Origin of the sequence: Paraburkholderia metrosideri, assembly GCF_904848625.1 — a bacterium.
In the GTDB taxonomy this organism is placed as follows: Bacteria; Pseudomonadota; Gammaproteobacteria; order Burkholderiales; family Burkholderiaceae; genus Paraburkholderia; species Paraburkholderia metrosideri.
Window position 1 is genome coordinate 254,969 of sequence record NZ_CAJHCP010000012.1, and the last position, 9,552, is coordinate 264,520.

The 9,552-nt window shown below is 59.1% G+C and carries 7 protein-coding genes; 2 read left to right on the plus strand and 5 right to left on the minus strand.

Annotated elements, in window-relative coordinates; genetic code table 11:
• Positions 1 to 22: 22 nt before the first annotated feature.
• From LMG28727_RS26000 to LMG28727_RS26015, 4 genes are all read right to left on the minus strand, one after another.
• The gene (locus tag LMG28727_RS26000; RefSeq protein WP_201645165.1) at positions 23 to 3,043 is read right to left on the minus strand and encodes an FAD-binding and (Fe-S)-binding domain-containing protein; all 3,021 of its coding nucleotides are present in this window, start codon (positions 3,041 to 3,043) and stop codon (positions 23 to 25) included.
• A 47-nt stretch (positions 3,044 to 3,090) separates the two neighbouring features.
• Positions 3,091 to 3,840, minus strand: coding sequence for a 2-keto-4-pentenoate hydratase (locus tag LMG28727_RS26005; RefSeq protein ID WP_201645166.1), 750 nt, complete (start codon positions 3,838 to 3,840; stop codon positions 3,091 to 3,093).
• Between the two features lie 36 nt (positions 3,841 to 3,876).
• Entirely contained in the window at positions 3,877 to 5,163 is a 1,287-nt protein-coding gene (locus LMG28727_RS26010; RefSeq protein WP_201645167.1) for an MFS transporter, read from the minus strand.
• A gap of 262 nt (positions 5,164 to 5,425) precedes the next feature.
• Positions 5,426 to 6,646 carry a pyridoxal-phosphate-dependent aminotransferase family protein gene (locus tag LMG28727_RS26015; RefSeq protein WP_201645168.1) on the minus strand — a complete coding sequence of 407 codons (1,221 nt, stop codon included), beginning with the start codon at positions 6,644 to 6,646 and terminating at the stop codon, positions 5,426 to 5,428.
• Positions 6,647 to 6,810: 164 nt separating this feature from the next.
• On the opposite strand from LMG28727_RS26015, the gene LMG28727_RS26020 reads away from it, so the two are divergent.
• Together LMG28727_RS26020 and LMG28727_RS26025 are read left to right on the plus strand one after the other, a co-directional pair.
• Positions 6,811 to 7,536 (plus strand): GntR family transcriptional regulator, encoded by a 726-nt coding sequence (locus tag LMG28727_RS26020; RefSeq protein WP_201645169.1) that lies wholly within the window; start codon positions 6,811 to 6,813, stop codon positions 7,534 to 7,536.
• A 219-nt stretch (positions 7,537 to 7,755) separates the two neighbouring features.
• Complete coding sequence (locus LMG28727_RS26025; RefSeq protein ID WP_201645170.1) at positions 7,756 to 8,547, plus strand: hypothetical protein; 792 nt, start codon at positions 7,756 to 7,758, stop codon at positions 8,545 to 8,547.
• 64 nt (positions 8,548 to 8,611) lie between these two features.
• On the opposite strand, the gene LMG28727_RS26030 is transcribed toward LMG28727_RS26025, so the two are convergent.
• Positions 8,612 to 8,968: a hypothetical protein gene (locus LMG28727_RS26030; RefSeq protein ID WP_201645171.1), complete on the minus strand. Its 357-nt coding sequence runs from the start codon at positions 8,966 to 8,968 to the stop codon at positions 8,612 to 8,614.
• Between the last annotated feature and the right edge of the window lie 584 nt (positions 8,969 to 9,552).

A 9,552-nucleotide genomic window follows, 5' to 3' on the forward strand; every position in this document is an offset into this window, starting at 1 on the left:
CGCCCGGCTGCCGGCGTTTTAATTACTGCAGCGCCATCGCCAGCACGCGCGCCACGTGAATGGCCTCCACGCCCGCGCCGTCGTGAATCTGGTGACGGCAACTCGTGCCATCGGCAACCATGACCGTGTTGCGATCTATCTTGCGCACGGCTGGCAGCAACGCCAATTCGGCCATCGCCTGCGACGTCGCATAATGTTCCGCTTCGTAGCCGAAGCTGCCGGCCATTCCGCAGCACGACGATTCCACTGTCGATACCTTCAACTCCGGAATCCATTTCAGCACGGTCTGTACGGGCGTGAACGCGTCGAATGCTTTCTGATGACAGTGGCCGTGCACCAGCGCCTGCTGCTGGCTCAACGGCTTCAATGCAAGCTGCAGGCGCCCTGCCTTTTCCTCGCGCACCAGAAATTCTTCGAACAGAAACGCCTGTTTTGCAAGCCGTTGTGCTTCGTCGCCGAAACCGTACTGCAGGAACTCGTCGCGCAGCGAAAGCAGACATGACGGCTCCAGCCCGACAACCGGCACGCCCCGCTCCACGAACGGTTTGAACAGATCGAGCATGCGCCGCGCTTCCTGCCTGGCTTCGTCGACCAGACCCGCCGCAAGGAACGTGCGGCCGCAACACACTGGCCGCTCGCCCTGGCGTGTATTGAAATGCACCGTGTAACCCGCCGCTTCGAGCACCTGTTGCGCGGCGCGCGCGTTGTCCGGCTCCATGTTGTTGTTGAATGTATCGACGAACAACAGGACTTCTTTTAAGGCGCCATTCTGTGAAGGTTTGCGTGCCACCGCGTCCGACAAAAACGATTTCCTGAAGCGCGGCAAACTGCGCTCTGGTGCGAAACCCACCGACCGCTTGAACCACGCAGACAACACCGGCACGCCATCCGCCAACGCCATGAGCGCCGGCACGCGGCTCGCGGTAGCCGCATAGCGCGGCATGAACGCCACCAGCCTGTCTCGCAGACGCAAACCCTGCACCTTGACACGCGCCGCCCGCGCTTCGATCTTGAACTTTGCCATGTCGACCCCGGTCGGGCAATCGCGCTTGCAGCCCTTGCACGAGACGCAGAGATCGAGCGTGTCCTTGACGTCGTCGCTGGCGAGACCCGCCTCGCCGAGCTGCCCCGAAATCGCGAGGCGCAACGTGTTCGCGCGTCCGCGCGTGACGTGCTGCTCGTCCTTCGTCACGCGATAACTCGGGCACATCGTGCCCGCGTCGAACTTGCGGCAGTGACCGTTGTTATTGCACATCTCGACGGCCTTCGCGAGACCGCCCGACCGATCGTTGCCGCTGCCCGGCAACGTCTCCTCGCCGGTCAGCGGATCGCGCTGGACATTCCACGCGGACCAGTCGAGCGCCGTGTCGATGCGATGTTCCTTGTAACCCGGCGGGAAACGGAAATTGCGCGTGTCGTCCATTTTCGGCGGTCGCACGATCTTGTCGGGATTGAAGCGATTGTCCGGATCGAACAGTGCCTTGATCTCGCTGAACGCCTGGTTCAATCGTGGCCCGTACTGCCACGCGACCCATTCGCCCCGGCACAACCCGTCGCCGTGTTCACCGGAATACGCACCCTTGTATTCGCGCACGAGCGCTGAGGCTTCGTCTGCGATGGCGCGCATTTTCGTCGCACCGTCGCGGCGCATATCGAGAATCGGCCGCACGTGCAGCGTGCCGACGCTCGCGTGTGCGTACCAGGTACCTTCCGTGCCGTGCCGATGGAATACCTCGGTCAGGCGGCTCGTGTAGTCGGCGAGATGTTCGAGCGGTACCGCGCAATCTTCGATGAAAGACACCGGCTTGCCGTCGCCCTTCATGCTCATCATGATGTTCAGCCCGGCTTTGCGGACCTCCCACAACGCTTTCTGTTCGTTCGCGTCCGGCATTTCGACGACCGAATCGGGCAAGCCGAGATCGGCCATCAGTTCCGTGAGTTGGTTAAGCGATGCAAGCTGCGCATCGCGGTCCTCGCCCGCGAACTCCACCAGCAGAATGGCTTGCGGCTCACCGACCAGCGCCTTGCTGATCACCGGACGAAACGCGGGGTTGCTCATCGCGAGATCGATCATCGTTCGATCGACCAGCTCGACTGCAACCGGCTTCAATTTGACGATGTGCTGCGTCAGCGCCATCGACTGCCGGAAGGTCGGAAAATTGACCACGCCAAGCGTTTTATGCGCTGGCAACGGCGCAAGCCTCAGCGTCAACTGACGGCTGAACGCGAGCGTGCCTTCCGAGCCGACCAGCAGATGCGCGAGGTTGGCGCTGCCGTCGTCGGTATAAGCGCGCGGGTTCTGACAATCGAACAGGTCGATGTTATAGCCCGCTACGCGGCGTAAAACCTTCGGCACACGCTCGATAATTTCGTCGCGCTCGCGCTGCGCGATCTGCGTGACGCCTGCGACGATCTGCAACAAACGTGCGCCTTGCGGCGCATCGCGCAGCGACGCGAAGCGCGCTTCACTGCCGTCGGCCAGAATCGCGTCGATCGCGTCGACGTTATGAACCATGTTGCCGTATTCGATCGAACGGGAACCGCACGAGTTATTCCCCGCCATTCCGCCGATCGTGCACTGTGCAGCCGTCGATACATCCACCGGAAACCACAAGCCGTGCGGCTTGAGCCACGCGTTCAGATGATCCAGCACGACGCCGGGTTCGACAGTCACGGTGCGTGCCTCGGCGTCGAAAGCAACGATGTTGTTCAACCACTTGCTGGTGTCGATCACCAGCGCCTCGCCGACGGTCTGGCCACATTGGCTCGTACCCGCGCCGCGCGCCAGCAGAGGCACCTTTTCACTGCGCGCGATCTCCAGCGCCACGCGCAAATCGTCCTGGTCGCGCGGTACGACGACGCCGACTGGCGTAATCTGGTAGATCGACGCGTCGGTCGCATACCGGCCGCGACTTGCCGCGTCGAACAGCACGTCGCCGCGCAAGGATTTGCGCAAATGCTGCGCAAGCGGACTCGTCAGACGCGCACTGGAAGGCACCAGATGGATCGGCTTGACGAGTAAAGCGGATGTGGGGTTCTTCATATCGTCGCCCTTTGGAAAAGGCTGCGTGGGGCTCGACCAGCCCGCAGCTAGTACAACGTGAGGCTGACCGGTGCGAGGCCTTCGATGCGTCCGCTTGCCGTGCCCGCGTGGCGCGGGAAAAACATGCCGGTATATGATCCGGCGGTGACGACCATCTCAGGGGTCACCGTGATACCACGCGATGTCGCGTGATTGACGAGCCATGTCAGCAACCGCCGTGGATCGCCAGCCGGATTCGCGGGCGTCGATTCGACCACATCGTTCCCGTCGAAACTGAAACGCAACGAAGGCGCGACGAACGGAAAATCTTCGTGATAGCGCGTAAATTCACCGACGACCAACGCGCCGTGATTCTGCAAATCCGCTAGCTGCGCGAGTTTGTCGACATCGGGCCACGCGGCATAGCGGCTTGCGACGACTTCGATCGTGGCGCCTAGATAGCCGATGCCCGCCTTCACTTCGTCTTCGCCATAAGGCGTGCTCGACGGTTCAAAGCTGCGGCCGAAGCGGAACGCAATTTCCAGTTCCAATCCTAAAGGCGCATAGCCTTCACGCGACAGACGCGCGCCATCGGCATGCAGATCCACATCGGGCAACGGCGCGCCCTGAATAGGACCGCTAGCGCCTTTTGCGCCGATCTTCCAGCCGCCGATCCCCGCGCCGTTGAGGCTAAGAATTTCATACTGGATCGCATACGCGGCACTGGCGTCGGCGGGTATCTGTTCCGGCGACAAGGTGTCGAGCGACACGTGGTCGCGGCGTGCATCCGCAAGCCGCTGGCTAAGTGATTGAGTCATGTATTCAGGATCTTTAAATAAAAAGCCGCGTTCCGCTTACACGCGCAAGCTGGTCGTGGCGTGCGTGTTATCCGCCGGGTCCAGCGAGAATTTGCTTTCCGGCTGCATGCGGAACGCCAGCACAACACCGACGCCCATCAACAACATGCTGCCGACAAACGGCAATTCCCAGTTGTTGAAATAGTCGATCAGAAAGCCGCCCACCACCGGCGAGATAATCGCGGCCAGCGCCGAGCCCGTGTTCATCATGCCGCTTGCGGTGCCCGAGTATTCTGGCGCGATGTCCATCGGAATCGCCCACATCGGTCCAATCGTCATTTCGGCAAAGAAGAAGCCCGATGCGAGACACGCCATCGACAGATAGAGGTTGTTGGTGAACATCAGCGGAATCAGCGAGATCAGGCAGAACAGCATGCAGACCGACACCATCCAGCTGCGTGCGCGTTTGAGACTGCCGGTGCGCTTGAGGATCCAGTCAGTGACAAGGCCGCCGAGCGTATCGCCGATCACACCGGCAAAGAACACCACTGAAGCGAAGATCGCCGACTTCTGCAATTGCAGGTGATGGCGGTGCAGAAAATACTGCGGAATCCAGCTCAAAAAGAGCCACAGCGTCCAGCCATAACAGAAGTACACGATCGTGACAGGCACCATGCGGCGGAACAGTTTGCCCCACGGCACGTTGCTGACCTTCGGCTTCGGTGCGGGCAACACCGCGAGTTCTTCGGCGGTGATACGCGGGTGATCTTTCGGATGCTCAGTGAAGGTGAGCGCCCACACGGCCACCCACACGAGACTCAACACGCCGCAAATGTAGAACGACTGGCGCCAGCCCCAGTTCGCCATCACCAGCACGATGACGGCCGGCGCAATCGCATTGCCGACACGCGACGCGGCGTGCGTGATGCCTTGCGCAAAGCCGCGCTTTTCTCTCGCAACCCAACGAGCCATCGCGGCAGTCGCAGCGGGAAACGTCGCGCCCTCACCGAAGCCGAGCAACAGACGCGCGGCCAGCAGCGAGGTCAAGCCACCGGCCAAACCTGTGAGTAACGTAGCGACACCCCAGATTGCGCCGCAGATCAGCAACGTACGCCTAGCGCCGAAGCGGTCGCTGACCCAGCCGCCCATTACCTGAAAGATCAGATACGGATACGCGAAGGCCGAAAACACGAGGCCGATCTGCGTATGCGAAAGTTGGAATTCCTTGCCGAAACCTGCCGCCGCGGTGCTGACATTGACGCGGTCGAGGTAGGTGATGAAGTACATGATGCAGAGCATCACTAGAACGATACTGGTCGCACTGGTCAAACGAAACCGCTTCATCGTCTCTCTCCATTGCATGTGTCGACGGCGCGCCTGAGATGGCGCGCGACGTCCTCGCCCGTCAGCGGCACACGCTGGTTGCGGACGCATTGCATGTTGTTCAGGCCTCGTTCTTCGCGCGGCTTGGTGAGGGAAGCGCTCCCTCACTTCCCTGACTGCGAGTTGCTTTGAGCTGTTTGATGCGAACTGGTTAATGCTTGATGCGTGCTGCCTATCTCAATTACCGCGATGCTTCTGGGTCAGTGGTTTTTTTGGCGCTTGCTCAGGCCGCTGCTTTCAAACCCGATGCCTTGGTCGGCAAACTCAACCACTCCATAGCGGCAGGCAAACCACTTTCCTTTAGCGCAACGCCCGCGAGTTTCAGACCCATTTCGCAGCCCGCGAGCGTGGCCAGCAGCATCAGGTCGTTACAGTCGCCAAGATGGCCGATGCGGAACATGCGGCCTTTCATCTTGCCGAGGCCCGTGCCGAGCGACATGTCGAAGCGTTCGTAGATGAGCTTGCGCACCGCATCGGCATCCACGCCCTCCGGCATCATTACGCCGGTCAACACGGGGCTGTACACGGAAGGATCGGCGCACTGGATCTCCAGGCCCCACGCACGCACCGCGCGGCGAGTGGCTTCGGCCAGACGCTCGTGACGCGCAAATACGTTGTCGAGTCCCTCGCCGAGAATCATGTCGAGCGCTTCGGACAGACCGTACAAAAGATTCGTATTCGGCGTGTACGGCCAGTAGCCGGTCTTGTTCATCTCGACGATTTCGGTCCAGTCCCAGAAGCTGCGCGGCAGTTTTGCCTGCTTGCTGGCGGCTACCGCTTTCGGCGAGATCGCATTGAAGCTGATGCCTGGCGGCAGCATCAGACCTTTTTGGGAGCCCGACACGGTGACGTCGACGCCCCATTCGTCGTGACGGTAATCCGCGCACGCGAGACCCGAAATCGTGTCGACCAGCAGCAACGCCGGGTGGCCTGCGGCATCGATGGCACGGCGCACCGCCGCGATGTCCGAGGTGACGCCTGTGGATGTTTCGTTGTGGACGACGCATACCGCCTTGATCGCGTGTTGTGTGTCGGCACGCAAACGCTCTTCGATCAGTTGCGGCTGAACCCCGCGGCGCCATCCCTCGATACCCGGCAAGCCGAGAAACTCAGGCTTCAGCCCCAGGCTTTCCGCCATCTTTTTCCACAGTGTCGCGAAGTGGCCGGTTTCGAACATCAGCACGTGATCGCCGGGGCTCAGCGTGTTGGAGAGTGCCGCCTCCCACGCACCCGTGCCGGACGCGGGATAAATCACCACCGGCTGCTGTGTCTTGAAGATCTTTTTGATGCCGTCGAGCACCTTTAACCCCAGCTCACCGAACTCGGGGCCACGGTGGTCGATAGTCGGATAGCTCATCGCCCGGAGGATACGGTCGGGCACCGGACTCGGACCCGGGATCTGCAGAAAGTGACGGCCGGCGGGATGGAAATCAAGCTTAAGCATGGGACGCTCCTCCGATTGAATTTTGCATTCAAAAAACTATATCAGACGAAGTGTGACGATCCCAAGGCGAAAACCGCGTGCAGATGCCGGTGTTTACCCGCGCTATTAACTAATCTGCATGGTTCCGATAAAATCCGCTTTCATACGATGTTGAGGGCTTTTGTATGCAAAATTCGGATTTCGACGCGGGCTTGACCGCTGTGCCGCTGATGCCGAAGGTCGAGCGCCAGCGCTTGCACGACACGGTGGTGGAGCACATCCGCCGCTTCATCGTCGAAGGCGCGCTGGAGCCGGGCAAGAAACTGAACGAGCGTGAGTTGTGTGAAACGCTGGGCATTTCGCGCACACCGCTACGTGAAGCGTTGAAGGTGCTCGCCGCCGAGGGATTGATCGAGATTTCGCCGAACCGGGGCGCGTCGGTGTCGAAGATGTCGGAGGCGGAGTTGCGCGAAACCTTCGAATTGATGAGCGGTCTCGAGGCGTTTTCCGGTGAACTGGCAGCGGAGCGCATGACAGCCGCCGAGCTTGCCGAGATCAAGGCGCTGCATTACGCGATGCTCGCGTGCCGCACGCAGAACGATCTGCCTGGTTACTACAGCCGCAATCAGGCGATTCACGACAAGATCAACGAGGCGGCGAGAAATTCAGCGCTACGTCAAACGTATGTCGCGGTGAACCGGCGTTTGCAGGCGCTGCGGTTCCGCTCGAATTTTCAGATCCCTAAATGGGATAGCGCCATTCACGATCACGATGAAATGTTGAAGGCGCTTGAAGCGCGCGATGGGAAGAAGCTCAGCGCGATTCTCCGGCAGCATTTGCTCGACAAGCGCGATGCGGTCCTGCAGGTGCAGTCGCAGGAAGCGGCGGCGGGTTCGTCATTGAAGACCTGATTGACGACCTGGATTGGCGCGCGCTGTAAGGGAAGGAAATGCATTTGAGCGCGCGGCAACCTTCATTTTAAGCCCCTGAAATAAGGGGATTCCGGCATCTGGCTGCGTTCGCCAACTCAATCGAAAAAGCAGAAAGGAACATTCGCTTTTTATTAGCGGATGCCCCCCTCGAACGCCAAGGTACGATTCGCGCAATTTTTGTTCGAAGAGTTCCTAAAAATGAATAGACGAGTCGGACTTTCGCTGATTTTGGCGTCTTCTGTATTGGCGGGTTGCGGTGGGGGCGGTGGCGATTCCTCTTCATCCACGCCAGACAGTTTTGTTGGCATCTTCAAAGGAACGACGGGGGATTCACGTACCTTTGTATCGATGGTGCTCAATGACGGTACGTTCTACGATTTCTATAGCGGCGTGCCGACCACGAGCTCGACGGACGCGGTAGGCGGCGTAGTAGTGGGCACTGGAAGCGGCTCGGGCGGCAGCTTCGCGTCGTCGAATGCTTACGACTATCAGGTGACGACGACCGGCTTGAGTACCGGCGTGGCGGCCAGCACACTGTCGGCGAGTTATTCGACGTATGCGTCGATGGCGGGGACCTTTACGCATAACACCGACGGCGCGACGAACACCTTTACGTCGACTTATAACAGCACGCTGTCGACGGCCACGCCATCGCTCACGACGATCGCAGGTATCTATTCCGGCACGGTCGGCACCACGGCGGGCGGCACCGAAAACCTCTCGCTGATCATTCTGCCGGCGGGCACGGTAACCGGCGAAAGTGCCAGCGGCTGCTTCTTCTCGGGCACGATCGCGACGCACGCGACGAACAATGCGTACGATCTGAGCATCACGTTCGCCGCGTCGACCTGTACCTATAACAGCATCGTCATGACCGGCATGGGGCTCTACGATTCCACCGCGTCGACGCTTTACGGCGCGACATCAAAAGCGGATAAAACGGCGGGGATTACTTTTGTAGTCAAGAAGACTTCGACTTCGACGTCCTGATTGTCGCGGTGACGAAGGGGAAACTTGTCCACCTAAAATGTTGGCAAGCCTGTGGACAAGTTTCTCACAGCAAAGGTAAGTGGTTGATGTAGTGGGGATATTGGGGGGTGGCTTCGGAGGAGGCAGGATGGGTCGTTGTGCGGTTGGTGACGCCGGTTAATTCGGTTGATGAACAGGTCTTGTGACGGTCGGCGCTTCTGCTTGGCAGTTGTCCATAGAATTTTTTAGGTGGGTGTGGAGAAATTATCAGCACGCCTTTCGTAGTAGGTTGAAGTGCGAGATCAAAAGCGCTGGCCCTCACCTGATACAGATTGTCATCAAGTGGTATCTCTCTTGGCGCTACATGTTTCCGAATAAGGCAAGCGATCGCGCGACCATCCCGAAACCATCGCTCGCCTTTTTTCCGTTTGCGCGAAGTCATATCTATACCTTCAGGCGCAAGCTCTGAGAGGAACCCCGTTCGCTCGGATAGGATTAGCAAGCTGAGGCAATCAAGCCGTCGATAAATCCGTAGCGCCCTCGGTCGCTCGGAACCTCTACGATTTCGTCAAATTTATCGATAGCGTTGATTCGCCACTGAATGAGATTGGATATTCGGTTGAATCCCCTTGGGTAGTCGATTGACAATACTTCTCGATAAAGCTTCACGTGGTGAAAGTTTTCGGGGACGACGAGGCACAGTCATATGGACCAAAAAACATCATCACAAGAATGAACCAAGCTAACCATCCACCCACTCCCTTTAGAGCAACATTCTTAGTCGTCTTAGGAACTTTCCTGTACTGATACCAACGCTCTCAATCTTTGAGTTCCTCAGTGGGGGCCCGGTGTGTCTTGAAATAACGTACGCAAAATGATGGAGACAGCGGTATTATCGGCCGCCAGGATTTATTCGAACCTGTCCGGATTTTTGTGTGCGAGGCGGTTAACGGAGTTACCCGCGTGCGTTGGTAAAACGCTCTCCAAACAGAATAGCGAACTGGTTCATGGCGCTCGACCAGTCGA

What these genes read in the sequence shown, in the direction of transcription:
- LMG28727_RS26000 (WP_201645165.1), bottom strand. Translation starts at nt 3,043, where the DNA reads ATGAAGAACCCCACATCCGCTTTACTCGTCAAGCCGATCCATCTGGTG.
- LMG28727_RS26005 (WP_201645166.1), bottom strand. Translation starts at nt 3,840, where the DNA reads ATGACTCAATCACTTAGCCAGCGGCTTGCGGATGCACGCCGCGACCAC.
- LMG28727_RS26010 (WP_201645167.1), bottom strand. Translation starts at nt 5,163, where the DNA reads ATGAAGCGGTTTCGTTTGACCAGTGCGACCAGTATCGTTCTAGTGATG.
- LMG28727_RS26015 (WP_201645168.1), bottom strand. Translation starts at nt 6,646, where the DNA reads ATGCTTAAGCTTGATTTCCATCCCGCCGGCCGTCACTTTCTGCAGATC.
- LMG28727_RS26020 (WP_201645169.1), top strand. Translation starts at nt 6,811, where the DNA reads ATGCAAAATTCGGATTTCGACGCGGGCTTGACCGCTGTGCCGCTGATG.
- LMG28727_RS26025 (WP_201645170.1), top strand. Translation starts at nt 7,756, where the DNA reads ATGAATAGACGAGTCGGACTTTCGCTGATTTTGGCGTCTTCTGTATTG.
- LMG28727_RS26030 (WP_201645171.1), bottom strand. Translation starts at nt 8,968, where the DNA reads ATGACTTCGCGCAAACGGAAAAAAGGCGAGCGATGGTTTCGGGATGGT.